The sequence below is a fragment of the Amycolatopsis sp. NBRC 101858 genome, assembly GCF_030269325.1.
In the GTDB taxonomy this organism is placed as follows: Bacteria; Actinomycetota; Actinomycetes; order Mycobacteriales; family Pseudonocardiaceae; genus Amycolatopsis; species Amycolatopsis ponsaeliensis.
In genome coordinates this window covers 63,929-90,607 of record NZ_BSTD01000008.1, presented here as the reverse complement: position 1 = coordinate 90,607, position 26,679 = coordinate 63,929, and the positions used below count along the sequence as shown (strand labels likewise).

Below are 26,679 nucleotides of genomic sequence, written 5' to 3'. Positions count from 1 at the left end.
CCCCTCCCGGCGCGGGAGGGGGCCGTTCCGTCTTCGGGAACTACGCGCCGACGCCGATCGCGAACACGTGCAGCGCGCCACCGCTGACGTTGTCCGGCAGCGTCACGCTGGCCACGGTCTTGCCCGCGTCCAGGGTGATCGGGTTGGTGCCGAACACCATCGTGCGGATCTGCTGCGGGTCGCTGCCCGCGGCGTTGCGGTACGGCGTCGACAGCACGATCCGGTTGCCGAACGCCGGCTGCGCACCGCCACCGCCGAGGGTCCAGTCGGAGAACCCGATGGTGGCCGTGGACTTGCTGCCGTCGGTGTAGGTCACCGTCAGCGTGCCGGACGCGTTGCCGTTGGACGCCGAGCCGAGCAACGCCAGGCGGCCGGATCCGGACACGTTCACCGTCTGGCCCGCGGCGACCACGTTGTCCGGGTCGCCGGCCGGGAACGACGGCCAGGTGAACTTGATGCCGTCACTGGTGACCGTCCCGCCCGGGGTGGCACCGGCCGCGGCCAGCGCGTCGGCCGAGTAGCTCCAGCCGCCGCCGTCGAAGTTCGCCGCGCCCGAGTTCGAGTCCGGGGAGATGCCGGCGTTGTCCACCGTGGCCAGCCAGCTGTTCGGCTGGGCCACCAGCACCGTCAGCACCGCCTGCGACGAAGCCACGCCCGGCGCGGAGAACGTCACCGGGATGCGGCGGGCGCCGTCGGCCAGGCCGGCCGGGACAGTCACCGTCACGTCGGCCTTTGCCTTGCCGCCCGCCGGGACGGCGATGCTGCCCGTCGCCGGGGTCAGCGTGATCCCGTCGACGCTGCCCGCGCTGTAGGTCCAGGTCCGGGCGGTGCCGGACAGGTCCTGGACGCCCACCGACGCCTGCGACGTCGCCCCCGCGGGCGTCACCGCGCGCGCCGGGTCCACAAAGGACAGGCTCGGCTTCTCCTGCTCGCGGAACGACGGCGGTGCGTCGGCCGCGGCACTGCCCCACGCGGTCGCCGTGGCGGACCGCGTGTAGTCGAGCGTGCCGCCGCTGGAGATCAGCGCCTCCGGCAGCCACGCCTTCGCGGCCGCGCCACCGTTGACCTTCAGGCTGCCCACGTAGTCGCCGGTGCCCGGCGCGTTGATGGTGACCTTCTTGCCCGAACCGGTGGTGAGCACGGCGTGCTCGAAGCGCGGCGTGACGAGCAGCGTCTCGGCGCGGCCCGGGATCTCCGGGTAGATGCCGAGCGCCGACCAGACGTACCAGGCCGACATCTGGCCGAGGTCGTCGTTGCCGATCAGGCCTTCGGGACGCGGGTTGTACAGCTCGTCCATCGAGCGGTGCACGATCGACTGGGTCTTGGCCGGGGCACCCGCGTACGAGTAGACGTACGGCGCGTTGGAGTTCGGCTCGTTGCCCATGAAGGCGTACGGCTCCTGCGTGCCCGCGTTCAGCTGCGTGAAGAAGGTGTCCAGCCGCGACTGGGTCGCGGTGTTCCCGCCGAACGCCGTCACGACGCCGCCGAGGTCGTAGGGCACCATCCACTCGTACTGCGCGCCGTTGCCCTCGACCCAGCCCTGCGAGCTGGCGGGGTCGTAGGTGCCGGCGAACGAGCCGTCCGCGTTGCGCGGCTGCAGGTGACCGGTACCCGGGTTGTAGAGGTTCTGCCAGTTCTGCGCGCGCTTCATGAACGTCGTGTACGTCGCGCTGTCGCCGAGCCGCTTCGCGAACTGGGCGATGGAGAAGTCGGCGCTGGTGTATTCGAGCGTGTCCGCGCCGGCACCCGGCACGTAACCCAGCTTCTGGTAGTCGTCGAGGCCCGGCCGCTCGGTGTAGCCCTGCGTCGGCTGGGTGGCGCCCTTGATCATGAGCAGCAACGCCTTCTGGGCGTCGAAGTCACGCGCGCCGAACGCGTACGCGCTCGACACGATGATGTGGTACGGGTCGCCGTTCATCACGCCGGTGTAGTCGTTGGCCACCGTCCAGCGGTCCCACGACCCGCCCTGCTCGGCGTAGGCCATCATCGACCGGACGATGTCCGAGGTCTCCTTCGGGTCGATCGTCGCCAGGAGCGGAACCTCCGAGCGGTAGATGTCCCAGCCGGAGAAGTTGGTGTACATCGCGTGGCCCTTGTCGGCCTTGTGGATCCGCCCGTCGAAGCCGGGGTACTGACCGTCCACATCGGAGAAGACGTTCGGCTGGATCAGCGAGTGGTACAGCGAGGTGTAGAACGTCGTCATGTCGGCGTCGGAGCCACCGGTGACGGCGATCTTGCCCAGCTGGTCGTTCCACGCCTTCCGCGCACCCGCGGCCACGGTGTCGAACGACTTCTTGGTGTTCTCGGCCTTGAGGTTGGCCTTCGCGCCGTCGACGGACACGAAGGACAGTCCGACCTGGACGTTCACCTGCGCCCCGTTGAGGTTCGCGAAGGTGACGTACCCGCCGCTGCCCGGGCCGGACACGGTGGTGTCCTGCTGCTTGGCCTTGGCCGGGCGCGCGATGGCCGCGTCGACGCCGTTGGGCTGCGCGACCTTCGCCTTCGCACCACCGGTTTCGGCGGACTTGCCCGGCGTCACGGCGCCGTTCTTCCAGGTGCCGATCGACTCGAACGGCGTGTCGAACTTGGCCGAGAAGTAGACGCGGTAGCTGTTCTTCGCGCCGCAGAAGCGGCCGCTCGTGGCCCAGCCGCTGATGGTGTCCTTGCCGATGGTGATCGACGCGTCGTCGGTGCCGTTGACCGAGCCGGACGTGTTGACCAGCAGCGTCGAGGACGCGCCGGCCGGGTAGGTCAGCCGCGCGGAGCCGGTTCGCTGGGTCGCGGCCAGCTCGACCTTCGCGCCGCTGTCGAGGGTGACGTCGTAGGCGCCCGCGGTCGCGTGTTCGTTGGCGTGCGAGAACTTCGACGTGTAGTGCGCCGGGTCGGTCGCCGGCGAAGTCGTCACTTCACCGACATAAGGGATGAACGGGATGTCCTGATAGGTCGAACAGCCCGCGCCCGAGAGGTGCGTGAGGCTGAACCCGGTCAGCGCGTTGTCGTCGTAGAAGTACCCGCCGGGCTGGGACTTCACCGTGTCGGGACTCCACTGGACCATCCCGAAGGGAGCGACCGCGCCCGGGAACGTGTTGCCGGCACCGCCCCCGGTGCCGTGGTCGGCGCCGCCGGGGCGGGTGCCGACGAAGGGGTTGACCCACTTCGCGAAGTCCGTCGCCTGGGCGGCCGCGGCGGGGACAGCGGGAGCCACCGCTGCCGTCACCGCCAATGTCAAAAAGGTCAAACCGGCTCTTAAGCGCAATCGCGCCATGGCCATCGCCTCTCACGTCGTCAGCGCGACCGAAATGACAACCTTGTCGCGCAGTCGGTCGAACGGGGCCACCTTGGGCAGCGGCTCACCAGGCAGTCAAGGGTCCCGTCAAGACCTGTCCACTTCGGGACAGCATGATCAGCCGTCTGACCTACGACGTCGGTAGCCGAATCGGCACAATCCGCACGCAGACCGTTGACAACCCACGTCCGGGTGGCGTTCAATCCCGGTCACTATGACAACGTTGTCTCCTCCCGGCCGGGACCGCGACGGCGCACCGCGCACCGCGAGCAGGCGGGCCACCATGAGTGACGTGGCCCGGCTGGCGGGCGTGTCCATCAAGACCGTCTCGCGCGTGGTCAACGACGAACCCGCGGTGCACCCGGACACCGCCGAGCGGGTCATGGCGGCCATCGAGCAGCTGGGGTTCCGGCGCAACCTGGGCGCGCGCAACCTGCGCCGCGGGTCGACGACCGGCACCATCGGGCTGATCGTCGAGGACGTCGGCAACCCCTTCTACTCCGAGCTGAACCGCGCGGTCGAGCGCATCGCGACGTCGTTCGGCCGCCAGGTGCTCACCGGCTCCTCCGAGGAGAACTCCGACCGCGAGCGCGAGCTCGTCCTGGAGTTCTGCGCGCGGCGGGTGGACGGCATCCTCGTCGTCCCGGCCGGCCTGCAGCACGGCTACCTGGTGCCGGAGATGCGCGCGGGCACGCCGGTGGTGTTCATCGACCGCCCGGCCGGCGACATCGTGGCCGACACGGTGCTGGTCGACAACCTCGGCGGCACCATCGAAGCCGTCACCCACCTGGCGAAGCACGGCCACCGGCGGATCGCGTTCCTCGGCGACAGCCCGGACATCTTCACCGCGGCCGAGCGCCTGCGCGGGTTCCGCGAGGGCTGCGTCCGCAACGGGATCTCCTACGACGAGTCCCTGGTCTCCATGCGGACGCCGACGCAGGACTACATCGGCGACGCCGTGAAGCGCCTCCTGCACGGCCCCGACGCGGCCACCGCGGTGATCGCCGGCAACAACCGGGTCGCCGTGCACGTGCTGCGCGCGCTGGCCCACGCCGAGCAGCGCCCGGCGATGGTGGGCTTCGACGACTTCGAGCTGGCGGACCTGCTCGACCCGCCGGTCACCGTCGTCGCGCACGACGTGAGCGCGCTCGGCCACGCCGCGGCCGAGCTGCTCTTCGCGCGCGTCCAAGGAGATCAGTCCCCGCCGAGAAAGGTAGTCCTGCCCGTGCATCTCGTCGCCCGTGGTTCCGGTGAGGTCGCCCCGTGACCCTCGAACCGATCCGCCTTCCGGCCAACCAGCCGCCGCAGTTCTACCGCGGCGGCGACGCCATCGCGGCGTTGCGCGGGGCGTCCTCCGAGAAGAAGTTCGGCCCGGAGGACTGGGTCGCCTCGGTCAGCACCATGTTCGGCCAGGAGACCAACGGCCTCACCCGGCTCCCGGACGGCGCCTGGCTGCGGGACGCCGTGCTCGAGAACCCGAACGCCTGGCTCGGCGCGAAGCACGTCGAAGCGCTCGGGACGTCGACCGGGCTGCTGGTCAAGCTCCTCGACGCGGGCCAGCGGCTGCCCGTGCACTTCCACCCGGACGACGCCTTCGCGAAGCAGCACTTCGACTCGCACTTCGGCAAGACCGAGGCGTGGATCGTGGTCGGCACCTACGGCGACGACCCGCGCGTCTACCCCGGCTTCAAGGAGACGCTGTCCAAGGCGACCGTGTCCGAGTGGACGCGGGAGCAGGACGTGCCGTCGATGCTGGGCGCGCTGAACAGCGTCCCGGTGACCGCGGGCGACACCGTCTACATCCCGGCCGGGCTGCCGCACGCGATCGGCGAGGGCGTGTTCGTCGTCGAACTGCAGCAGCCGACCGACTTCTCGCTGACCATCGAGTGGCGTGACTTCCTCGCGTCGCCGGAGAAGGGTCACCTCGGGATCGGGTTCGACACCGCCATCGAGGCGCTCGACACGTCGGGCTGGGACGCCGGGCGCCTGGAGAGCATCATCAAGCGCACCGCGGGCGACCACGCGTCCACAGTGGACCTGCTGGCCGGCGGATCGGAGCGGTTCTTCCGAGCCGACCAGCTGCGTACGGACAAGACGACAACGTTGTCACTCGACCCGTCGTTCGCAGTGCTCGTCGTCCTCGACGGCGAAGGCACCCTGCGCACCGAGCACGGCGGCGAGCACGCGCTGGCGAAGGGCGACACCTACGTCGTGCCGTTCGACGCCGGCCAGACCGAGCTGTCCGGCACGGCGACGGTGATCCGCTGCCGGCCGCCGGCGCCGGAAGAGAGGCACGGATGAGCGAAATCCTGCTGGAAGCGGTCGACCTGACGAAGCACTACGGGTCGGTCGAAGCCCTGCGCGGTGCGGCTTTCCAGGCCCGCGCGGGCGAGGTGACCGCGCTGATCGGCGACAACGGCGCCGGCAAGTCCACCCTGGTCAAGTGCCTCTCGGGCGCGGAACAGCCGACGTCCGGGAAGATCGTCCTCGACGGTGCCGAGGTGCACTTCGACTCGCCGACGACGGCGCGTCGCCTGGGCATCGAGACCGTCTACCAGGACCTGGCCGTCGCGCCGGAGCTCGACCCGGCCGCGAACCTGTTCCTGGGCCGCGAAATCCACCGCAAGGGCATCCTCGGCAAGCTCGGCATGCTCGACAAGGCCGAGATGCGGCGCCAGGCCGTCGAGGAGTTCCAGCGCCTCGGCGTGACGCTGCAGAGCACCGACGTCCCGATCGGCTCGCTGTCCGGCGGGCAGCGCCAGAGCGTCGCGGTCGCGCGGTCGGTCGTGTGGGCGTCGAAGGTCGTGTTCATGGACGAGCCGACCGCGGCGCTGGGCGTCGTGCAGCGGGAGCGCGTGCTCGAAGTCATCAAGAAGGTGCGCGACAAGGGCATCGCCGTCGTGCTGATCAGCCACAACATGCCCGAGGTGCTGTCGGTCGCCGACCGCGTCGAGGTGCTGCGGCTCGGCAAGCGCGTCGCCCGGTTCACCGGGTCGGACACGAAGCTCGAGGACCTCGTCGCCGCGATGACCGGCGCGCTCGTGCAGGAGGAGGCCGCGTGACCGCCCCCACGAAGGACATCCAGGAAACACCCGAAGCCGGCTTCGGCAAGCGACCGCTGGGCAAGCGCCTGGTGGAGGCCAACACGTTCTGGATCGGCCTGGTCCTGCTGGCCCTGGTCGTGCTGTTCAGCGTGATCGCGCCGGACACCTTCCCGACGCTGTTCACCTTCCAGACGCTGTTCATCGAGTCCTCGGTCCTGCTCATCCTCTCCGTCGGCATGACGTTCGTGATCATCACCTCGGGCATCGACCTCTCGGTCGGCTCGGTGCTGATCCTCTCGGGCATGGTCGGGGGCAAGACGATGGAAGCGCTCTCCGGTGGCGACGCGTCGAACGCCGGCTGGGGCGTGATCTTCGTCGGGCTCGTCGTCGCCGTGGTCACCGGCACGATCTGGGGCTTGATCAACGGCGCCCTGGTCGCGCTGACGAAACTGCCGCCGCTGATCGTCACGCTCGGCACCATGGGGGCCTCCCTGGCTACCGCCTACCTGCTGAACGGCGGTTCGGACCTACGCACGGTGCCGTCCGAGCTCACGAAGACGCTGGGCTACGGCACTTCCTTCGGCGTGGTGCCGAACCTGGTGATCGTGGCGATCGTGATCACGGTGATCGGGGCCTGGCTGCTGCGGACGACGAAGTTCGGCCGGTACACGTTCGCGGTGGGCTCCAACGCCGAGGGCGCGCGGCGCGTGGGCATCGGCGTCACCGCGCACCTGCTGAAGGTCTACACGCTCACCGGTTTCCTGGCCGGGATCGCCGGCTTCCTTTCGCTGGCCTACTACAACTCGACGACCATCTCCGGGCACACCACCGACAACCTCAACGCCATCGCCGCGGTCGTGATGGGCGGGACCAGCCTCTTCGGCGGGGTCGGCACGATCCTGGGCACGGTCATCGGCGTCTTCATCCCCGCCGTGCTGCGCAAGGGTTTCAACATCATCCACGTCCAGGACTTCTGGCAGATGTTCATCGTCAGCTGGGTCCTGATCGCCGCGGTCTGGTTCGACCAGCAACGCCGCCGTCGCCGCAACTCCCGCTGAGTTCCCCCGAGTACAAAGAGGTGCTTACGAATGAAGCTGACCAAGACTCTCACCGCCATGGGTGCCGTGGTCTCCGCCGCCGCCCTGCTCACCGCGTGCGGGTCCGGCACGGTGGGGCAGACCGGGTCCGGTGACTCGGCCCAGCCGGTGGGCGGCAAGAAGCTGGCGCTGATCCCGGGTGTGCAGGCCGAGCCGTTCTACATCTCGCTGCAGTGCGGCGCGGAGGCCGAGGCGAAGAAGCTCGGCTACGAGCTGACCACGCAGGCGCCGCAGAAGTTCGACGCGCCCCTGCAGACCCAGCTGGTCAACGCCCTCGGCTCGAACCCGCCGGCGGCACTGCTCATCGCCCCCACCGACGACACCGCGATGCTGGCGCCGATCCAGCAGGTGAAGGCGCGCGGCTCGAAGATCGTCGAGGTCGACACCTCGCTGAAGGACACGAGCGTGGCCGCGTCGTCCGTCTCGTCGGACAACACCGCGGGCGGCAAGCTCGCGGCCCAGACGATGGCCAAGCTGGCGAGCGGCAAGAGCGGCTCGGTGCTGGTGCTCGACACGATCGCCGGCACGTCCACCACGGCGGCCCGCGTGAAGGGCTTCGAGGACGAGCTGAAGAACACCCCGAACCTGAAGTCGATCGGCGTCCAGTTCACCCAGAACGAGCCGGAGCAGGCCGCAGCCAAGGTGACGGCGGCGCTGTCGTCGACCCCGGACCTCATCGGCGTCTTCGCGACCAACCTCAACACCGGTGAAGGCGCGGCGACCGGCCTGCGCAACGCGGGCAAGGTCGGTGCGGTGAACCTGATCGGCTTCGACGCCAGCCCGTCGGAGGTCGAGGGCCTCAAGAACGGCCAGTACCAGGCCCTGATCGCCCAGGACCCGGCCTCGATCGGCACCCAGGGCGTCCAGCAGGCCGTGGCGGCCATCGAGGGCAAGCCGGTGACGCGGAACCTGACCGCGCAGCTGCACTCGATCACCAAGGCGGACATGGACGCCAACTCGCAGTACTTCTACAAGCAGTCCTGCTGACCCCCTGATCCGGCGGCGGGGCCGTGCCGAGACCCGGCACGGTCCCGCCGCTTTCACGTTCTGTCCGTCAGCTCCCGCGGTGATGGTTGTCAATCCGCTCACCAGGCGATTTCACCAACGCCGATCGCTCACTGCCGGTCACCGCGGTAGGAGCACCGCTCACCGCACGGCCGGTTCCCGATCCGGGTGTCCCGCGTCACACTCAAATGCACATGCATCGGCACATGCATGATCGCAGGGAGGGTGCGATGAACTACGAGCGGCCGGCGACACACCGGACGATCTTCGCCGTCGACGTCGAGGGCTACGGCGACCGGCGCAGGACGACGCCCCACCGCCTGGCGTTGCGCGAAGGGCTCTACCGCGCGCTGTTCCGGGCCTTCGACGACGCCGGCGTCCCGTGGCGGCACTGCCGGAGAGAGGACTGCGGGGACGGCGTCTTCGTGCTCGCCCCGCCGGAGATCCCCAAGGGACCCTTCGTCGAGTACCTGCCCAACGCGCTCGCCGTGGCGCTGCACCGGCACAACCTGACCCACCACGCCGAGGCCCGGATCCGGCTGCGGATGGCACTGCACGCGGGCGAGGTCGCCCACGACGACTTCGGGGTCACCGCGCCGGCGATCAACCAGACGTTCCGGCTCCTGGAGGCCGCGCCGTTGAGGAAGGCGCTCAAGTCCTCGCGCGGGGTGCTGGCGCTGATCACGTCGACCTGGTTCTTCGACGAGGTCGTCCGGCACAGCGAGGCGCTCGACCCGACGACGTTCCGGCCGGTGCCGGTGGCGGTCAAGGAGACCCGCACGACCGCCTGGGTCGCCCTGCCGGACCGCCCGTACCCGCCGAACGCGACCCTGCTCGGTGACGTCCCGGCGCTCGACGACTACCGCACCTGGCGCCGCTTCCGCCGCCACGCCCAGGTGCTGGCCGACCGCGAGGACCCCGCGTAGCCGTAGGATCTGGTCCCCTGGACACCGTCGCCGAGGGGAGGCCCGATGACCGTGCACCTGCGCCCGGCGTCCCGCGCCGACCCGCTGCCGGTGCTCGCCGCCGCCCGCCGGATCACCGACGACCTGCGCGACGGCCTCTCCGGCACCCGGGCCCGCCGCGCCGCGCACCACCTGCGCCGGCTGTTCGGCTTCCCGGGGCTCGGCCTCACCGACCTGTCCGGCTCGCTGCTCTGGTCGGGGCGGCCGGGGCCGGACGCGGTCGTCGCGACCGTCCTCGACGGCGTGCTCCACACCGAGGAACCCGGCTCCGCGCCGGACGTCCTCGTGCTGCCGCTGCACGTCCACGACGAACTGGCCGGGGCGCTGCTGGTCGTCGGCGACGTCCGGGACGCCGTCGCGGCCCAGGCCGCCGACCTCGTCGTCCAGGCTCTGGAGCGAGGTCGGCTCGAAGCGTCGGCGGAGCAGGCGGCCCAGGCCGAACTGCGGGCCCTGCGCGCGGAGATGTCGCCGCACTTCGTCTACAACGCGCTGACCGTCATCGCGTCGCTGGTGCGCTCGGACCCCGACCGCGCCCGCGACCTCATGCTCGACTTCGCCGACTACACGCGCTACAGCCTCGCGCGGCACGGCGAGTACACGGTGGTCGCCGAGGAGTTCCGCGCGATCGAGACGTACCTGGCGCTGCAGCGGGCGGTGCTCGGCGAACGGCTGCGCGTCCAGGTGCGCGTCGCCCCGGAGATCCTCGCCGTCGCGGTGCCCTACCTCGTGCTGGAGCCGTTGGTGGAGAACGCGATCCGGCACGGCATCGAGCCGCGCTCGGGCACCGGCTTCGTCCAGGTGCACGGCCAGGCGGAAGGGAACGACTGCGTGATCTTCGTCGAGGACGACGGGGTGGGCATGGACCCGAAGCGCGCGGCGGACATCCTGGCCGGGCGCACCGGCGAGGACGACCCCGCCGGACTCGGACTGGCCAATGTGGACAGACGACTGCGGGACGTCTACGGCGCCTGGTACGGGCTGACCGTGGAAACCGAGGTCGGCGCGGGCACCCGCGTGGTCGTCCGGGTGCCGCGGTTCCAGCCCGGGGTGCTGCCGTGACCGGGCTTCGCGTCCTCGCCGTCGACGACTTGGCGCCGGCGTTGGACGAACTGTGCCGCATGCTCCGCGAAGCGCCCGAAGTCGGCGAAGTCGTCGGCGCGGCCGACGCGCTGAAGGCGTTGAGGCTGCTTCAGGCCGACAGGTTCGACGCGGTGTTCCTCGACATCTCGATGCCGGGCCTCGACGGGCTCGAGCTGGCCGGGCTGCTGGCGAAGCTGAGCGAGCCGCCGGTGATCGTGTTCGTCACGGCGCACGACGGCCACGCCGTGACGGCGTACGGCATCGGTGCCGTCGACTACCTGCTCAAGCCCGTCCGCGCCGAACGGCTGGCCGCGGCCTTGGCGAAGGTGACGCGCAACGCGACGCCGTCGTCGCGCTCGACCCCGGACGCGATGGCCGCGCTCCCGGTGGAGTCCGGCGGGCGCACGCGGTACGTCCGCCGCGACGACGTGCTGTTCGTGGAGGCTCACGGCGATTACGTCCGCCTGCACACCCGGGGTGGCGTGCACCTGGTGCGGATGCCGATCTCGCGGCTCGAGGAGTACTGGGAGGGCACCGGGTTCAGCCGGGTCCACCGCGGGTTCCTCCTCTCCGTCGCGGCGGTGCTGGAACTGCGGAGCGACAGCGCGGGAGGGCTGCTGGCCCACACGGAGGCGGGCGACGTCCCGGTCAGCCGCCGGCACGCGCGGGACCTGCGAGACCGGCTGCTGGAAGCCGCTCAACGAGGGCAGCTCGGGCCGGGTCAGCGATGAGCAAGATCCGCCGGGTCGCCGTCACCAGCCCGCAGACCCGCCTCGCCCACGCCCGGCGCCGCTCCCGGCACCGCTGGCGCCAGACCCGGCTCCCCGTCGGGGACACCCAGCGCGCGTCGGCGTTGTATCGCGCCCAGCGCCGCCGTGGTGTCCCCGCGCTCGTCCTGATGTTCGTCCTCCTCCTCGGCCTGCCGGGCGTCTTCGCGATCTTCCCGGGCCTCGACACCGTGCGGCTGCTCGGAATCCCGGTGTCCTGGCTGATGATCGCGGTCCTGCCGTACCCGGCGATGGCCGTCCTCGCGCGCTGGCAGCTGCGCCGCGCCGAACGCCTCGAGGACGACGGCTAGTGGGCGTCGCGCTCGCCGTCACCCCCGTCGTGCTCGTGACGCTGCTCATCGGCGTGCGCGGGGTCGCCGCCATGCGCACGACGTCGGACTTCCTCGTCGCGTCCCGGCGGATCTCGCCGCTGGTGAACTCGGCCGCCGTCTCCGGCGAGTACCTGTCCGCGGCGTCGTTCCTCGGCGTCGCCGGGCTCGTGGTCAAGGACGGCATCGGGGCGCTCTGGTACCCGGTCGGCTTCACCGCCGGCTACATCGCGATGCTCGTCCTGGTCGCGGCCCCGATGCGGCGCTCGGGCGCGCTGACCGTCCCCGACTTCGCCGAAGCCCGCCTCAACTCCCCCGCGCTGCGCCGCCTCACCGCGGTGGTCGTCTTGGTGATCGGCACGATCTACGTCGTCCCGCAGTTCCGCACCGCCGGCCTGGTGCTCACCGCCGTCGGCCACACGCCGTACTGGGTCGGCGTCGTGCTGGCGGGCGCCGCGGTCAGCATCACCCTCGCCCTCGGCGGGATGCGCGCGGCGACGTACGTGCAGGCGTTCCAGTTCGTGCTGAAGCTGCTGCTGTTCCTGATCCCGGCCATCTGGCTGGTGCTGCAGGCCGGCGCCGTCAACCGCACCGACGCCCTCAACCCGGTCGAGTTCACCCACTTCACCCGCGAGACGCCGGTCAAGTTCGAAGTCGACGTCACGATGGAGATCCGCGAGCCGACCACCGTCCGCCGCAACGGCGTCGCGGAAACCCTGCCACCGGGCGAGTTCACCGCGCACAGCCAGGACGAGGTCGTGTTCGGCGCGGGCACCGCGGTCCCGGCGGTCCGCGGCGGTGCCCCGCTCGGCGGGCACGACTGGCAGCGCCCGCTGCTCGACCTCGGCGACCAGGGCTACCCGCTGCTCGGGACGTGGGCGGTGCTCATCGCGACCATGCTCGGCACGATGGGCCTGCCGCACGTGCTCATGCGCTTCCACACCAGCCCGGACGGCCGGGCCGCCCGCCGCACGGCCGCGATCACCGTGGCGCTGCTGGGGATCTTCTACCTCTTCCCCGGCGTCTACGGCGTCCTCGGCCGCGTCCTCGTGCCGGGTCTCTACCTGTCGGGCGCCACGGACACCGTGGTCGTCGCGCTGCCGTACCAAGTGGACAGTGGCTGGGCCGGTGGCCTCTTCACGGCGTTGCTGACCGCGGGCGCGTTCGCCGCGTTCCTCGCGACGTCGCTCGGCCTGCTGCTGGTGATGTCCGGCGCCATCGCGCACGACCTCGTGCCCGGCGGGCTGCGCCGCCTGCGGATCGCCGTGTTCGGCGTCGCCGGCGTGATGGTGCTGCTGGCGCTGCGCTCGGCCGAACTCGACGCCGGGGTGCTCGTCACGTGGGGCTTCACCGTCGCCGCGTCGACGTTCTGCCCGCTGCTTGTGCTCGGCATCTGGTGGCCGCGGCTGACCGCGGCCGGCGGGATCGCCGGGGTGCTGACCGGGCTCGTCGCGTCGTCCGGCTCGATCTTGTTCGCGCTCGCCGGGCCGCCGCTGCACGGTTGGGTGGCGATCTTGGTGCAGCAACCGGCACCCTGGTCGGTACCGCTGGCGTTCGGCGTAATGGCACTGGTCTCCCTGCGGGGCAGGCCCCCCGCCTGGTCGACGGCGGCGATGTTGCGGCTGCATCTCGACGAACCCCGTTCGACGGGACCGCGCGACCGTTCGTCAACCGTTCGTCGTCTGGCCCGGCTGTTGAGCCGCTGAATCTTCACGCGAGACTCACACGTCCCTACGGTGTCGCAGGTCACTTTCCGCAACGTCGCAGGGAGCAGCGATGAGCACGACCGACACTGGCGGCGGGCCCCCGGACACGTCAGAGACCATCTGGGAACGGGCGCACGAAAGCACCGAGTTCCGCGAGCTGCGCAGCCGTCTGCGCCGGTTCGTCTTCCCGATGACGGCGGTGTTCCTGCTCTGGTACCTGCTCTACGTGCTCCTCGCGGACTACGCGCACGGCTTCATGAGCACGAAGGTGTTCGGCAACATCAACGTCGGCTTGATCTTCGGCCTGCTGCAGTTCGTCTCGACGTTCGTGATCACCGGCCTCTACGTCCGGTACGCCAACCGGAAGCTGGACCCGGTCGCCGAGAAGATCCGTGAGGACATCGAAGGCGAATCCTCGAAGGAGCAGGCATGACGACGAACCTCGCCGCGGGTGTGGAAGGCAGCAACCCGCTCCTCAACATCCTCATCTTCGCCGCCTTCGTGGTCATCACGCTGGTGATCGTGTTCCGGGCCAGCCGGAACACCAAGACGGCGTCCGACTACTACGCTGCCGGCCGCGCGTTCACCGGTCCCCAGAACGGCATCGCGATCTCGGGTGACTACCTGTCGGCGGCGTCGTTCCTCGGCATCGCCGGCGCGATCGCCATCAACGGCTACGACGGCTTCCTCTACTCCATCGGCTTCCTGGTCGCGTGGCTCGTCGCGCTGCTGCTGGTCGCGGAACTGCTGCGCAACACCGGCAAGTTCACGATGGGCGACGTGCTGGCGTTCCGCATGAAGCAGCGCCCGGTGCGGGCCGCGGCCGCGACGTCGACGCTGGCCGTGTCCTTCTTCTACCTGCTGGCGCAGATGGCCGGGGCCGGCGGTCTCGTCGCGCTGCTGCTCGGCGTCGAAGGCGGTGGCGCGCAGGCCCTCGTGATCGCCGTCGTCGGCATCATCATGATCGCCTACGTCCTGATCGGCGGCATGAAGGGCACTACCTGGGTGCAGATCATCAAGGCCGCGCTGCTGATCGTCGGCGCGCTCGTGATCACCCTGTGGGTGCTCGGCAAGTACAACTTCAACTTCTCCAGCCTGCTCCAAGCCGCCGTCGACAAGGCGGGCAAGGCCGGGGAGACGCTGCTCGGCCCGGGCAAGCAGTACGGCGCCACCGGAACGTCCAAGCTGGACTTCTTCTCCCTCGGCATCGCGCTGGTGCTGGGCACCGCGGGCCTGCCGCACGTCCTGATGCGCTTCTACACGGTGCCGACGGCTCGCGACGCGCGTCGCTCGGTGGTCTGGGCGATCGTGCTGATCGGCGTGTTCTACCTGTTCACGCTGGTCCTCGGCTACGGCGCCGGTGCGCTGGTCGGGCCGGACACGATCAAGAAGGCGCCGGGCGGGGTCAACTCCGCGGCCCCGCTGCTCGCGCTCGAACTGGGCGGGCCGGTGCTGCTGGGCCTGATCTCCGCGGTCGCGTTCGCCACGATCCTCGCGGTGGTCGCCGGCCTGACGATCACGGCGTCCGCGTCGTTCGCCCACGACGTCTACGCGAACGTCGTCAAGCGGGGCAAGACGTCGCCGGACTCGGAGGTCAGGGTCGCCCGGATCACCGCGGTGGTGATCGGCGCCCTCGCGATCGGCGGCGGCATCCTGGCCAACGGGCAGAACGTCGCGTTCCTGGTGGCGCTGGCGTTCGCGGTGGCCGCGTCGGCGAACCTGCCGACGATCCTCTACTCGCTGTTCTGGAAGCGGTTCAACACCCAGGGCGCGCTGTGGTCGATCTACGGCGGCCTGGCCATCACGATCGTGCTGATCGTGTTCTCGCCGGCGGTGTCCGGCAAGAGCACGTCGATGATCAAGACCGTGGACTTCGCCTGGTTCCCGCTGAGCAACCCGGGCATCGTCTCGATCCCGGCCGCGTTCATCCTGGGCTGGCTGGGCACGGTCCTGTCCAAGGAGCACGACGAGAAGAAGTACGCCGAGATGGAGGTCCGCTCCCTGACCGGCGCGGGCGCCGAGAAGGCCGTCGCGCACTGACGGTCCCCGAAACACCGAAGGCCGTCGCGGGTCACCCTCGCGGCGGCCTTCGGCCATTCAGTACGGCAGTTTTCCTTCGGCGACACCCGCGAGGGTCGCTTCGAGGTGCTTGCGGGCGTACTGCCAGAGCCCGCCGCCGAGCGAGATCCGCGCCACCCCCAGCTCGGCGAGGCCGCCCAGGCCCGGGCTGCCCGGCCACGCGGGCGCGTTGACGGCGCCGCCGACACCCTGCACGAACGCCGCGAGCACCTCGGGGGTGCGCAGGTGGATCGGGTAGACGCAGTCGGCGCCCGCGTCGAGGTAGGCCTTCGCCCGGGCGATGCCGTCGGCGAGGTGGTCCTGGGGGTCGACGCCGCGGAACGAGTCGACGCGGGCGTTGATCACCAGGCCGTCTCCCGCCGCCTCGCGCAGGGCGGCGATCCGCTCCGCCTGTTCGGCGACCGGCCGCACGTCACCCGTGGCGTGGTCGGTGTCTTCGAAGTTGCAGCCGGCGGCGCCCGCGTCGAGCAGCCGGCCCGCCAGCTCGGCGCCGGACAGGCCGTAGCCCGACTCGGCGTCGACGGTGACGGGGACGCTCACGGCTTTCGCGATGCGCTTCGCCGCGGCGAACATCTCCTCGGCCGGCGCCTTCTCGCCGTCGGGGAAGCCGAGCACGGACGCCACGGCGACCGAGCTGGTCGCCACGACCGGGAACCCGGCGGCCTCGACGAGCCGGGCGGTGTCGGCGTCCCACGCGTTCGGCAGCACGAGCGGCTTGCCGGGCACGTGGAGCGCCTTGAGCGCGGCGGCGGTCACGCGTCGCGCTTCGGGAGCGGGCTGTGGCTGGTGACGGCCATGCGGTTCCAGCTGTTGATGGCGATGACCTCCCACGCGATCGCGCGGTACTGGTCCTCGGTCAGGACCTTCGTCGCCCGCTCGTAGACGTCGTCGGGCACGCTCTGGGTCGCCGACAGCTTGGTCATCGCCTCGGTGAGGACGAGGGCGGCCTCTTCCTCTTCGGTGAAGAGGTCGGTCTCGCGCCAGCCGTCGAGCACGAACAGCCGGCGCGCCGACTCGCCCATTTCGAGGGCGTCGCGGCTGTGCATGTCGAGGCAGTACGCGCAGCCGTTGAGCTGGGAGGCCCGCATCTTCACCAGTTCGAGCAGCTTCGGCTCCACACCCGCGTTTGCCGCGGCCTTGTTCACCTCGGCCTGCAGGTTCGCCATCGCCTGGTAGATCTCGGGCGCGCGCCCGAGTCCGATTCGCTTCGTCATGCCATCCACGCTAGCCCGAACTGGTCCACAGGTATGGTCCAGTCACATGACGGATTCGTGGTCCAGTTCCGGGCTCGACGTCCACCTCGACTGGGCGCCTTCGACCGGCCGCGGCGGCCTCGCGGCGGCGATCCGCGCGGCCATCCGCGAAGGCCGGTGGCAGGCGGGCGCGACGGTGCCGTCGACCCGTTCCCTGGCCCATGACCTGGGCATCGCGCGCGGCACGGTCACGCGGGTGTACGCCGATCTGGCCGCCGAGGGGTACCTGCGCACGGCCCAGGGCGCGCCGACCCGCGTGGCGACGGCGGGCTCGCTCCCCCAGTCCGCGCCGCGGCAGGCGCCCCGCGAGCCGGCCCCGCGCTGGGACCTGCGACCGGGACGCCCGGACCTGACGGCGTTCCCCCGCCAGGCCTGGATCACCGCGACCCGGCGGGCCCTGCTGCGGACGCCGGCGGCGGCGTTCGGCTACGAGTCGGAGCTGGGCGCGCCCGAGCTGCGCGGCACCCTGGCCGGCTACCTCGCCCGGGCCCGCGGGGTGGTCGCGGACCCGGAGCGGATCGTGGTCTGCCACGGGTATTCGCATGCCATCGCCGTGGTGTCCCGCGCGCTTTCCTCGCTGGGCATAAGCGAAACGGCGTTCGAGAACCCGTCGCTGGCGATGTACCGCTCGATCGCGGCGGCGCAGGGCCAGCGGGTCGTCGCCGTCCCGGTGGACGAGCACGGCCTGGACGTGTCCGCTTTGGACAGTCCGGCGGTGGTCGTGACGCCGGCCCACCAGTACCCCACCGGCGTCACGCTGGCCCCGCACCGCCGCACCGAGCTGGCGCGCTCGGGCGCGTTCGTGCTGGAGGACGACTACGACGGCGAGTTCCGCTTCGACCGCCAGCAGGTCGGGGCGCTGCAGGCCCTCGCCCCGGAGCGGGTGATCTACGCGGGGACGGCCAGCAAGACCCTGGCCCCGGCGCTGCGGCTGGCGTGGCTGGTGCTGCCGCGGACGCTGGTGGAGCCGGTCCGCGCGGCGATGGCCGACAGCGGTTCACGGCCGGCGGTGCTGAACCAGCTGGCCCTGGCGGAGCTGATCGACTCGGGCGGGTACGACCAGCACGTCCGCCGCAGCCGGGCCGAGTACCGCTCCCGCCGCGAACGCCTGCTGGCCGCCCTCCCGGACTCGGTGCGCCCGCAAGGCATCGCGGCCGGCCTCCACCTGCTCCTGATGCTCCCGCCGGACGGCCCCTCGGAGGCAACGGCCATGGCGGCCTGCCGCCGCCGCGCGCTCGGCATCGAGGGCCTGACCGGCTACTGGATGGACACCGACCGCCCCGGCGGCCTGATAGTCGGCTACGCGGCAACCCCGAAGCACGCCTTCGCCGGCGCAACCCAGACGCTGATCGAGGCCCTCTGGGAAATCACCACCTGACCCCATCCCGAATCCCGCAAGCCGACCCTCCAGGCACGCGACCCGACCGCCCAGGTACGCGAACCGACCCTCCAGGTACGCGAGTCGACCCTCCAATCACACGAGTCGACCTTCCAATCACACGTGATGTCCCTTTAATCACGCGAGATGCCTCCCCAGTCACGTGTGATGCCCCTCCAATCACACGTGATGCCCGGCACGCGGGCCACCCCCGAGCCGGGAGTGGCCCGCGTTCGCCGTCAGAACCAGCAGCCGGGCCGGACGCGAAGCAGTTCCGTCCGCAGCGCCGGCGTCCCGTCGACCGGTGCCGGGTCCTCCGCCGTCGGCACGATTCCGCCGGCGGCCACCTTGTCGAGCGTCTTCAGCCCTTCGGCGCCGACCGTGCCGAACACCGTGTAGTTCGGCCGCAGCGCGGAGTCGCCGTACACGACGAAGAACTGCGAGCCGTTCGTGTCCGGTCCCGCGTTGGCCATCGCCAGCAACCCGCGCGCGTAGACCTTGCGCGCCCCGGTCGGGTCGGTCGGCGACGGCGGCAGGTCGACCGGCAGCTCGTCCTTGTACTTGTAGCCCGGCCCGCCCTCGCCGGTCGCGCTCGGGTCGCCGCACTGCAGGACCTTCAGCGTCGGGTACGCAGTGAGCCGGTGGCACACCGTGTGGTCGTAGAACCGGTGGTTCGCCAGGTGCAGGAAGCTCTGCACGGTGCACGGCGCCTCAGCGCGGTCGAGCCGCAGCGGCAGCGCACCCTGGCTGGTCGGGACGGCGACGTCGACCTTGCCGTGGCTCGGCGTGTGCCGCGGGTCGGGCGGCAGCGGCACCGGTCGCGACGCCGGTTCGTCCGGCGTCTCGGTGTACTGGCACGGCCCGTGCGTCGTCTTCGGCGGTGGTGCGTCGGCCGCGGTGGCGACGCCGTTGCCGGCGACGAACAACGCGCCCGCCGCCAGCGCGGTGACGAGTGTCTTCTTCATCCTGCACGCCCTCCCAGTGATCGCCCGGTTCCGGAGCGCCCCGGAGTCTAGGGCCCGGCACCGACAGCCAGAACCGGCGAAAGTCGCCCATGTCACACGGTCGGGTGAACCCCGGCACCCGTGATCGGGCAGGCCCCGAAACTGTCGGACCCCCGGAGCACGATGTCGATCACGCGGAGGACACCGCACGGCGAAAGGAGCAGTCATGAAGCGAAGACCCGTTGCGGCAGCGCGATTCTTGCTCGGATGGATCCAGGACGCGCTAGCGCCGCAGGTCCGCGATCAGCTCGTCGGCGGCGGCGAAAGGATCGATCTCCCGCGCCACGACGCGCTCGGCCACCCCGGCGAGCCGTCCCCCGCCCCGCAGGTCGGCCAGCTCCGCCCGCAACCGGCGCAGCGCGATGGCCTCGACCTCGTCGCGTGCCCGCGCGACCCGGCGCCGGGCCAGCTCGCCGTGCTCCACCAGCCAGTCGTGGTGGGCGGCCAGCGCCCGCACGACCTCGTCGACGCCCTCGCCCTTCGCCGCGACCGTCCGCACGATCGGCTGGCGCCAGCTCGCGCCCCGGATCTCGCGGCGCGCCAGCGAAATCATCTGCTTGAGGTCGTGCACCGTCGCGTCCGCGCCCTCGCGGTCGGCCTTGTTCACGACGAAGACGTCGGCGATCTCCAGCACCCCGGCCTTCGCGGCCTGGATGCCGTCGCCCATCCCCGGCGCGAGCAGCACCACCGTGGTGTCGGCCAGCTTCACGACGTCCACTTCGGACTGTCCGACGCCGACGGTCTCGATCAGCACCACGTCGAAGCCGGCGGCGTCGAGCACGCGCACCGCCTGCGGGGTCGCCCACGACAGCCCGCCGAGGTGCCCGCGGGTGGCCATCGAGCGGATGAACACGCCGGGATCGGTGGCGTGCTCGGTCATCCGGATCCGGTCGCCGAGCAGCGCGCCGCCCGAAAACGGCGAAGACGGGTCGATCGCGAGCACCCCGACCCGCTTGCCCTCCGCGCGCAACGCAGTGAGCAGCGCAGACGTCGAAGTCGACTTGCCGACACCCGGTGGGCCGGTGAGCCCGACGACCCGGGCCCGCCCGGTGTGCGGGGTCAGCGCCCGGGCGATCTCGGCGACGCGGGGGTGGGCGTCCTCGACGAGCGACAGCAGCCGCGCGACGGCACGGGGCTGCCCGTCCCGCGCGCGGCCGACCAGGTCGTCGAGGTCGAGTGCACCGGCCACTTACGCGGACGGCACCCGCAGCAGGAGGGCGTCGCCCTGGCCGCCACCGCCGCACAACGCGGCCGCGCCGAGCCCGCCACCGCGGCGGCGCAGCTCGTGGATCAGGTGTACGGCGAGCCGCGCCCCGGAGGCGCCGATCGGATGGCCGAGTGCGATGGCGCCGCCGTTGACGTTGACCTTCTCCGGGTCGAGGCCGAGCTTCTCGGTCGAGACGAGCCCGACCGCGGCGAAGGCCTCGTTGATCTCGACGAGGTCGAGCGCGTCGGCACCGAGGTTCGCCTTCGCCAGCGCGGCGAGGATGGCGTTCGACGGCTGCTCGTGCAGGCTCGCGTCCGGTCCGGCGACGACGCCGTGCGCGCCGATCTCGGCGATCGGCGTGAGGCCGAGCTCCTCGGCCTTGGCCTTGCTGGCCACGACGACCGCGGCGGCGCCGTCGGAGATCTGCGAGGCCGAGCCCGCGGTGATGGTGCCGTCGGAGGCGAAGGCGGGGCGCAGCTTGGCGAGGCCTTCGGCGGTGGTGTCGGCGCGGACGCCCTCGTCGGTGTCGAAGACGACCGGGTCGCCCTTGCGCTGCGGGATGGAGACCGGCGCGATTTCGTCGGCGAAGTAGCCGTTCTTGATCGCCTCGGCCGCACGCTGGTGCGAGCGGGCGGAGAACGCGTCCTGCTGCTCGCGGGTGACGCCGTAGCGGGAGTTGTACTTCTCCGTCGAGGAGCCCATGGCGACCTGGTCGAAGGCGCAGAAAAGCCCGTCGTAGGCCATGTGGTCGACGAGCGTGGTGTCGCCGTACTTGAAGCCGGAGCGGGACTTCGGCAGCAGGTGCGGCGCCTGGGTCATCGACTCCTGGCCGCCGGCGACGACGATGTCGAACTCGCCGGCGCGGATCAGCTGGTCGGCGAGCGCGATGGCGTCGAGGCCGGAGAGGCACACCTTGTTGATCGTCAGGGCGGGCACGCTCATCGGGATGCCCGCGGCGACCGCGGCCTGGCGGGCCGGGATCTGGCCGGCGCCGGCGGTCAGCACCTGGCCCATGATCGTGTACTGCACCGCGTCCGGGGCGACCCCGGCGCGTTCGAGCGCCGCCTTGATCGCGACCCCGCCCAGCTGTGCCCCCGTGAAGTCCTTGAGGGATCCGAGCAGGCGCCCGATCGGCGTACGGGCGGCACCCAGGATCACGGAACCGGACACGGCGTCCTCCAAGCTTCGGCGCATGGGCAGTTTTTCCGACCATACCCGGAGGGTGGGCTTCTTGATGGAGCCAGTGTGAGGCGGGGCACGCGACGATTCTGGGAGAACGCCGGGCGGGCGCCCCCTATCCTGCGTCCATGAATGACGCCCTGCGGCCGTTCGTGACGGCCATCGACCACGTCGGCATCGCGGTCCCGGACCTGGACGCGGCCATCGAGTTCCACCGCGCGCACTTCGGCCTGGAAGTGGCGCACGAGGAGGTGAACGAGGAGCAGGGAGTGCGGGAGGCGATGCTGCGCGCACCGGGAACGGCGGGCACGGAGACACAGATCCAGCTACTCGCCCCGCTGCGCGACGACTCGGCGATCGGCAAGTTCCTGGCCAAGAGCGGCCCGGGGCTGCAGCAGCTGGCGTACCGCGTGTCCGATGTGGACGCGGCATCGGCGGCACTGCGCGAGCAGGGCCTGCGCCTGCTGTACGAGGCGGCGAAGCGCGGAACGTCCAACAGCCGGGTGAACTTCATCCACCCGAAGGACGCGGGCGGCGTCCTGGTGGAGCTGGTGGAGCCCGCCAAGGACAGCGCAGTGCACTGACGCGAACCCGTTCCGGCATAACAGGTTCGGCGCCGAAGGCCTGCACGCGCGTGACAGTGCGGCTGGCGGGCTGACGGGCTGACGGGCTGACGGGCTGACGGGCTGACGGGCTGGCGGGCTGGCGGGCTGGCGGGCTGGCGGGCTGGCGGGCTGGCGGGCTGGCGGGCTGGCGGGCTGGCGGGCTGGCGGGCTGGCGGGCTGGCGGGCTGGCGGGCTGGCGGGGAAGCATGACCCGAACCGCCGGGCAGCCGCAGCCGATCGGCGGCACCGGGCCGACCCGACACTCCTAAGCCGGCGCGGTCTTCGAGACCAGGGCGTCCGCGATGAACGTCAGCTCGCCGTCGAACTCGGCGGGGAGGTCGTCGTCCGAGTGGCGGGCCGTTGCGTGGCGGTGGCTGACCGCGCGGGCCAGCAGGCCCGATGCTCGGTCGACGTCGGCCGCGGGTACTCCGCCGCCTGTTGCCGCCAGGATCACCGCGTGGACCTGGCGCACCAGGACCTGGAAGCGCTCGTGGAGGGCGTCGCGGACGACGTGGTGGGTGTCGGCCTCGCGCCAGAGCAGGTGCGATAGCCCGAGCGACCTGCTGAATCGGTGGTCGAGCTCGCGGACCAGCCGCCGCAGGCTGGCGACGAGGTCGCCGGGGACGACGACCACCGCCGGCTCGATGCGCTCGTCGGGCAGGCGCTCGACGAGCGCCGTGAGCAGGTCCGCCTTGTGGCGGAAGTAGTAGTGCACCAGGCCCTTCGGCACCCCGGCCCGCTCGGCGATGCGAGAGGTCGGGGTGGCGTCGAAGCCGGACTCGGCGAAGAGCGCCTCGGCGGCGCAGAGGATGCGCTCCTTCGCCGAATCCTCGGTCATTCCGGTGCCTCCAAGGGCGTCGAAACCGTCAGTGCTGGCCTGCCGTGCGGTGCGCGGCGCTCGCGACCGGCATCGCTGCCGCGCCGGCGATGACCGTCAGCACCCCGGCGATCCAGGACGTCCAGGAAGCGCCGTTGAACTCGGTGTACCCCATCACCCACGGCGCGATGAAGAACAGCACGCCGAGCGCGATCTGGATGCCTTCGCCGTAGACCATGCCCGGCATGGCCAGCGAGACCAGGCCGTCGAGTGCGATCAAGGCGCCCAGGACGACCATCGTCCACATCGCGGTCGTGTCCGTGCTCAGCCAAAGGGGTGAAAGAGCGGCGACGACCCCGATGACGACCTCGGCCCAATCGTGCGGCCGGGCCCATGCGCGCGTAGAGACTTCACTCATTCGTGCTCACCTCCGTCGGTGAAACTGCTGTTCGGGTGGGTGTTCCCACTGCCGATGATCCGCTTGACTGGCCGGCCGGTCAAGACTGCTCCGTCACAGTTCGACGTGTAATCGTGCTGTCCGTCTCGTACAGTTGTGCCCGCGAGTTACCGGCGAGTAATTTCTGCCGCCAACGCCGTTGACCCCGGAGGAATCGATGACGCAGCTCCGCGAGATCCAGCAGGCCATCCTGAACGGCGAGTCCGCCGCGGTCGGCGCCCTGCCCGTGCCCGAGAGCTATCGCGGGGTGACCGTGCGCGCGGACGAGGTCGACATGTTCGAAGGCCTCGAGAGCCGGGACAAGGACCCGCGCAAGTCGCTGCACGTCGACGACGTCCCCGTCCCCGAGCTGGGACCGGGTGAGGCGCTGGTCGCCGTGATGGCGAGCGCCATCAACTACAACACCGTGTGGACGTCGATCTTCGAGCCGATCCCCACGTTCAAGTTCCTCAAGAAGTACGGGAAGCTCTCGCCGCTGGCCAAGCGGCACGACCTGCCCTACCACGTCGTCGGGTCGGACCTGTCCGGTGTCGTGCTGCGCACCGGCGTCGGCGTGCACAACTGGAAGCCGGGCGACGAGGTCGTCGCGCACTGCCTGAACGTCGAGCTCGAAGGCCCGGACGGGCACAACGACACGATGCTCGACACCGAGCAGCGGATCTGGGGCTTCGAGACGAACTTCGGCGGCCTCGCCGAGATCGCGCTGGTCAAGGCCAACCAGCTGATGCCGAAGCCGGACCACCTGACCTGGGAGGAAGCCGCCTCCCCCGGCCTGGTCAACTCCACCGCCTACCGCCAGCTGGTCTCGCGCAACGGCGCGGACATGAAGCAGGGTGACGTCGTCCTGATCTGGGGTGCCTCGGGTGGCCTCGGCTCCTACGCGACGCAGTACGCGCTGAACGGCGGCGCCATCCCGGTGTGCGTCGTGTCCAGCCCGGAGAAGGCCGCGATCGCCCGGAAGCTCGGCGCCGAGCTGATCATCGACCGCAGTGCCGAGGCCTACCAGTTCTGGAAGAGCGACACCGAGCAGGACCCGAAGGAGTGGCAGCGCTTCGGGGCGAAGATCCGCGAGCTGACCGGCGGCGACGACCCGGACATCGTGTTCGAGCACCCGGGCCGGGAGACGTTCGGCGCGTCCGTCTACGCCGCGCGCAAGGGCGGCACGATCGTCACGTGCGCGTCGACCTCGGGGTACATGCACCAGTACGACAACCGCTACCTGTGGATGAACCTGAAGCGGATCATCGGCTCCCACTTCGCCAACTACCGCGAGTCCTGGGAAGCCAACCGGCTGATCTCGAAGGGCCTGATCCACCCGACGCTGTCGAAGACGTACCCGCTCGAGGAGACCGGGCAGGCCGCGCTGGACGTGCACCGCAACGCCCACCAGGGCAAGGTCGGCGTGCTCGCGCTCGCTCCCGAAGAGGGCCTCGGCGTCCGGGACGAGGAGAAGCGCGCGAAGCACATCGACGGGATCAACGCCTTCCGCGGCGCCTGACCGGGAAGCACGACGCCGGGGGCGGCTCCGCTCCCGGCGTCGGAAACCACCGGGGTACCACCGGATCCGGCCAGTTCCCTTCGCCGCACCACACGGCACGTTCGGCGCACCGCACGGGTGCTCACCCTTCCGTGACCCGGCTGCGACTACGGTAGGCGCATGAGCCTTGGCGATGAACGGGAGCTTGTGCCGCTGGGAGCCGGCTTCGACGTGGCGAAGCGCGGGTACAGCCGAGCGCAGGTCGACGAGCACCTCGAACGGCTGGACGCCGATCTGAAGATGCTCACCGCCGACCGGGACGCGGCCATCGCGCAGGCCGGCGACCTGGCCCGGCAGCTGGAGATCGCGCGCGGCGAGATCGCGGACCTGCGCGGGCAGGTCGACCGGCTCGCCCAGCCGCCGACGAGCGTCGAAGGCCTGTCCGAGCGGCTGCAGCGGATGCTGCGCCTCGCACAGGACGAATCCGCCGACACGCGCGCCCGCGCCGAAGCCGAGGCCGGGCACATCCGGGCCAAGGCCGAGACGGACGCGAGCGCCATGCGCGCCCGCTACGAGCAGCTGCTCACCGAGCTCGACCTGCGCCGCAAGGAGATGGAGGCGGAGCACCGCAAGGTGCTGGAGGACGCCCGCGTGCAGGCCAAGGAGATCACCGACAAGGCCGAGGCCGAGCGCACGAAGCTCGACACCGAGTCGTCGGATCGCCGCACCAAGGTCGAAGAGGACTTCGAGATCGCGATGGCCTCGCGCCGCACCGAGGCGATGCGCGTGCTGGCCGAGCAGGAGGCGGCGAGCAAGGCCGAGGCCGCGCGCCGCGTGCAGGAAGCGACGCAGGACGCCGCCGACATCCGCGCGAAGATCCTCGAAGAGGAGAAGACGACCAAGGCCGAGGTCGAGCGCCGTCAGCGGGAGTCGGTCGCGGACGCGAACAAGCGCCGTCAGGACTCGATCAACGAGGCGAACGCCCGGCTCGCGGAGGCCGCCGACGAGGCGCGGCGCCGCGTGACGACGGCGACCGAGGAGTCGAACCGGCGGATCACCCAGGCCAACGAGCGCGTCGACAGCCTGCGCAAGGTGCGGGGCGGCCTGGCCGAGCAGGTCCGCGCGGCGCGGGCGGTGCTGGCCGAGGCACACACCGTCCTCGGCGACGAGGTGAAGGTGCCCGCCGACGTCACGGCCGACCTCAAGGCCGAAGACCTCAAGGCGGAGAAGCCGGCCGCCGACACCGGGAAGACGACGCCGGTGGGCGACGTCGAGGAGACGATCCGGATCAAGGCGTCCGACGTCCCGAAGCCGAAGCCGGCCCCCAAACAGGCCCCCAAGCCCGCCCCGAAGCCGAGTCCGCGGCCAAGCGGAGCGCAGAAAGCGACTGGCGAGTAACCTTCCTCCCGACACGGGCGCGGACGAGCCGGCACGGTCGGTACCGACCGGCTATCGTCCCTGCTCACGCGGGATCACCTGGAGGTTTTGCGCATGGGTGCGGCATATCGGACCGTGGTGGTGGGCACGGACGGCTCGGAGTCCTCGTTCGCGGCGGTGGACCGCGCGGCGGCGGTGGCCGGCGACGCGGGCGCCACGCTCGTCATCACGTGTGCGTTCTACCCGGCCAGTCAGTCCGACGTCGACAAGGCCCAGGACGCTCTCGGTGACGAGGCGTACCAGGTCGTCGGCTCGGCCCCGGCCGAGGACACCCTGCAGTCGGCGCGGGACCGCGCGACGAAGGCCGGGGCGGAGAAGATCGACACGGTCGCGGTGAAGGGCGACCCGGTCGACTCGCTGCGCAAGGTGGTCAAGGAGCGCGAGGCCGACCTGCTGGTGGTCGGCAACCGCGGCCTGAACACGATCGCCGGCCGGATCCTGGGCTCGGTGCCGTCGGAGGTGGCGCGCAAGTCCGGCGTGGACGTGCTGATCGTCCACACGACCTGA

25 protein-coding genes are annotated in these 26,679 nt (G+C 71.1%); 17 read left to right on the top strand and 8 right to left on the bottom strand.

The window, feature by feature from the left end; all coding sequences use genetic code 11:
* Positions 1-40 precede the first annotated feature (40 nt).
* On the bottom strand, positions 41-3,265 hold the full coding sequence (locus QSK39_RS47460) for a GH92 family glycosyl hydrolase (protein WP_285484433.1): 3,225 nt from the start codon (positions 3,263-3,265) through the stop codon (positions 41-43).
* 304 nt (positions 3,266-3,569) lie between these two features.
* Here QSK39_RS47460 and QSK39_RS47455 point away from each other — a divergent pair, with 304 nt between their 5' ends.
* The 12 genes from QSK39_RS47455 to QSK39_RS47400 all read left to right on the top strand — a co-directional run bounded on the left by QSK39_RS47455 (position 3,570) and on the right by QSK39_RS47400 (position 15,319).
* Entirely contained in the window at positions 3,570-4,553 is a 984-nt protein-coding gene (locus tag QSK39_RS47455; protein WP_285484432.1) for a LacI family DNA-binding transcriptional regulator, read from the top strand.
* Entirely contained in the window at positions 4,550-5,587 is a 1,038-nt protein-coding gene (locus tag QSK39_RS47450) for a class I mannose-6-phosphate isomerase (RefSeq protein ID WP_285484431.1), read from the top strand. Before QSK39_RS47455 ends, QSK39_RS47450 begins: the two co-directional genes overlap by 4 nt.
* Positions 5,584-6,348, top strand: a complete 765-nt coding sequence (locus QSK39_RS47445; protein ID WP_285484430.1) for an ATP-binding cassette domain-containing protein — start codon at positions 5,584-5,586, stop codon at positions 6,346-6,348. The genes QSK39_RS47450 and QSK39_RS47445 overlap by 4 nt, the downstream gene beginning before the upstream one ends.
* A complete protein-coding gene (locus tag QSK39_RS47440) occupies positions 6,345-7,388 on the top strand; it encodes an ABC transporter permease (protein ID WP_285484429.1) in 1,044 nt (347 codons plus the stop codon). The genes QSK39_RS47445 and QSK39_RS47440 overlap by 4 nt, the downstream gene beginning before the upstream one ends.
* Before the next feature lie 30 nt (positions 7,389-7,418).
* Entirely contained in the window at positions 7,419-8,414 is a 996-nt protein-coding gene (locus QSK39_RS47435; protein WP_285484428.1) for an ABC transporter substrate-binding protein, read from the top strand.
* Between the two features lie 248 nt (positions 8,415-8,662).
* On the top strand, positions 8,663-9,358 hold the full coding sequence (locus QSK39_RS47430; RefSeq protein ID WP_285484427.1) for a hypothetical protein: 696 nt from the start codon (positions 8,663-8,665) through the stop codon (positions 9,356-9,358).
* Between the two features lie 45 nt (positions 9,359-9,403).
* Complete coding sequence (locus tag QSK39_RS47425) at positions 9,404-10,456, top strand: sensor histidine kinase (RefSeq protein WP_285484426.1); 1,053 nt, start codon at positions 9,404-9,406, stop codon at positions 10,454-10,456.
* On the top strand, positions 10,453-11,208 hold the full coding sequence (locus QSK39_RS47420; RefSeq protein ID WP_285484425.1) for a LytR/AlgR family response regulator transcription factor: 756 nt from the start codon (positions 10,453-10,455) through the stop codon (positions 11,206-11,208). Before QSK39_RS47425 ends, QSK39_RS47420 begins: the two co-directional genes overlap by 4 nt.
* Positions 11,205-11,555 carry a hypothetical protein gene (locus QSK39_RS47415; RefSeq protein WP_285484424.1) on the top strand — a complete coding sequence of 117 codons (351 nt, stop codon included), beginning with the start codon at positions 11,205-11,207 and terminating at the stop codon, positions 11,553-11,555. The genes QSK39_RS47420 and QSK39_RS47415 overlap by 4 nt, the downstream gene beginning before the upstream one ends.
* Positions 11,555-13,279 (top strand): sodium/solute symporter, encoded by a 1,725-nt coding sequence (locus QSK39_RS47410; protein WP_285484423.1) that lies wholly within the window; start codon positions 11,555-11,557, stop codon positions 13,277-13,279. The genes QSK39_RS47415 and QSK39_RS47410 overlap by 1 nt, the downstream gene beginning before the upstream one ends.
* A gap of 70 nt (positions 13,280-13,349) precedes the next feature.
* Positions 13,350-13,712: a DUF485 domain-containing protein gene (locus tag QSK39_RS47405; RefSeq protein ID WP_284743116.1), complete on the top strand. Its 363-nt coding sequence runs from the start codon at positions 13,350-13,352 to the stop codon at positions 13,710-13,712.
* Positions 13,709-15,319 (top strand): monocarboxylic acid transporter, encoded by a 1,611-nt coding sequence (locus QSK39_RS47400; protein WP_285484422.1) that lies wholly within the window; start codon positions 13,709-13,711, stop codon positions 15,317-15,319. Before QSK39_RS47405 ends, QSK39_RS47400 begins: the two co-directional genes overlap by 4 nt.
* Positions 15,320-15,376: 57 nt before the next feature.
* On the opposite strand, the gene QSK39_RS47395 is transcribed toward QSK39_RS47400, so the two are convergent.
* Complete coding sequence (locus tag QSK39_RS47395; RefSeq protein ID WP_285484421.1) at positions 15,377-16,114, bottom strand: isocitrate lyase/PEP mutase family protein; 738 nt, start codon at positions 16,112-16,114, stop codon at positions 15,377-15,379.
* Positions 16,111-16,572, bottom strand: coding sequence for a carboxymuconolactone decarboxylase family protein (locus tag QSK39_RS47390; RefSeq protein WP_285484420.1), 462 nt, complete (start codon positions 16,570-16,572; stop codon positions 16,111-16,113). The genes QSK39_RS47395 and QSK39_RS47390 overlap by 4 nt, the downstream gene beginning before the upstream one ends.
* Before the next feature lie 46 nt (positions 16,573-16,618).
* On the opposite strand from QSK39_RS47390, the gene pdxR reads away from it, so the two are divergent.
* A complete protein-coding gene (gene pdxR / locus QSK39_RS47385) occupies positions 16,619-17,989 on the top strand; it encodes a MocR-like pyridoxine biosynthesis transcription factor PdxR (protein ID WP_285484419.1) in 1,371 nt (456 codons plus the stop codon).
* A gap of 239 nt (positions 17,990-18,228) precedes the next feature.
* On the opposite strand, the gene QSK39_RS47380 is transcribed toward pdxR, so the two are convergent.
* From QSK39_RS47380 to QSK39_RS47370, 3 genes are all read right to left on the bottom strand, one after another.
* Entirely contained in the window at positions 18,229-18,954 is a 726-nt protein-coding gene (locus QSK39_RS47380; RefSeq protein WP_285484418.1) for a peptidylprolyl isomerase, read from the bottom strand.
* Between the two features lie 262 nt (positions 18,955-19,216).
* A complete protein-coding gene (gene meaB, locus QSK39_RS47375) occupies positions 19,217-20,182 on the bottom strand; it encodes a methylmalonyl Co-A mutase-associated GTPase MeaB (RefSeq protein WP_285484417.1) in 966 nt (321 codons plus the stop codon).
* The gene (locus QSK39_RS47370) at positions 20,183-21,370 is read right to left on the bottom strand and encodes an acetyl-CoA C-acetyltransferase (protein ID WP_284743291.1); all 1,188 of its coding nucleotides are present in this window, start codon (positions 21,368-21,370) and stop codon (positions 20,183-20,185) included. It abuts the gene before it with no gap.
* A 137-nt stretch (positions 21,371-21,507) separates the two neighbouring features.
* On the opposite strand from QSK39_RS47370, the gene mce reads away from it, so the two are divergent.
* Complete coding sequence (gene mce / locus QSK39_RS47365; protein WP_285484416.1) at positions 21,508-21,963, top strand: methylmalonyl-CoA epimerase; 456 nt, start codon at positions 21,508-21,510, stop codon at positions 21,961-21,963.
* Between the two features lie 286 nt (positions 21,964-22,249).
* On the opposite strand, the gene QSK39_RS47360 is transcribed toward mce, so the two are convergent.
* Together QSK39_RS47360 and QSK39_RS47355 are read right to left on the bottom strand one after the other, a co-directional pair.
* Positions 22,250-22,822 carry a TetR/AcrR family transcriptional regulator gene (locus QSK39_RS47360; RefSeq protein WP_285484415.1) on the bottom strand — a complete coding sequence of 191 codons (573 nt, stop codon included), beginning with the start codon at positions 22,820-22,822 and terminating at the stop codon, positions 22,250-22,252.
* A gap of 28 nt (positions 22,823-22,850) precedes the next feature.
* Entirely contained in the window at positions 22,851-23,219 is a 369-nt protein-coding gene (locus tag QSK39_RS47355) for an SPW repeat domain-containing protein (RefSeq protein WP_284743107.1), read from the bottom strand.
* A 196-nt stretch (positions 23,220-23,415) separates the two neighbouring features.
* Here QSK39_RS47355 and ccrA point away from each other — a divergent pair, with 196 nt between their 5' ends.
* The 3 genes from ccrA (at position 23,416) to QSK39_RS47340 (ending at position 26,679) form a co-directional block, all read left to right on the top strand.
* Positions 23,416-24,756: a crotonyl-CoA carboxylase/reductase gene (gene ccrA / locus QSK39_RS47350; RefSeq protein ID WP_285484414.1), complete on the top strand. Its 1,341-nt coding sequence runs from the start codon at positions 23,416-23,418 to the stop codon at positions 24,754-24,756.
* 159 nt (positions 24,757-24,915) lie between these two features.
* A complete protein-coding gene (locus tag QSK39_RS47345) occupies positions 24,916-26,133 on the top strand; it encodes a coiled-coil domain-containing protein (protein WP_285484413.1) in 1,218 nt (405 codons plus the stop codon).
* A 93-nt stretch (positions 26,134-26,226) separates the two neighbouring features.
* The gene (locus QSK39_RS47340; protein ID WP_285484412.1) at positions 26,227-26,679 is read left to right on the top strand and encodes a universal stress protein; all 453 of its coding nucleotides are present in this window, start codon (positions 26,227-26,229) and stop codon (positions 26,677-26,679) included.